The sequence below is a fragment of the Cobetia sp. SIMBA_158 genome, assembly GCF_046566945.1.
In the GTDB taxonomy this organism is placed as follows: Bacteria; Pseudomonadota; Gammaproteobacteria; order Pseudomonadales; family Halomonadaceae; genus Cobetia; species Cobetia amphilecti.
The window spans coordinates 1-257 of record NZ_JAWJYL010000657.1; the positions used below are offsets into that span (position 1 = coordinate 1).

A 257-nucleotide genomic window follows, 5' to 3' on the forward strand; every position below is an offset into this window, starting at 1 on the left:
GCATACCTTGCTCTATTTCACGCCTTGCATGGTTTAAGCTGTCGAGTTCGCTTGCGATACGCCTTGCTTGGTTTATATCGTTACTCAGTAAACACGCTATGCCCAAACTCATGTCGTCTAGGCGACCTGCTGCGTTTAAACGTGGCGCAAGTGAAAAACCAAAATCGCTGGCGCTCAAACGCGCTGCATTTCTGTTGGCCACTTCAATAAGTGCTGTAATACCTGGGCGTGTTTTACCACTGCGAATACGCGCTAAG

The 257-nt window shown here is 48.6% G+C and carries 1 pseudogene; it reads right to left on the reverse strand.

Annotation, left to right across the window (positions count from 1 at the left end):
• A pseudogene (locus tag R2R70_RS21460) lies at window positions 1-257 on the reverse strand (single-stranded-DNA-specific exonuclease RecJ); the annotation flags it as partial.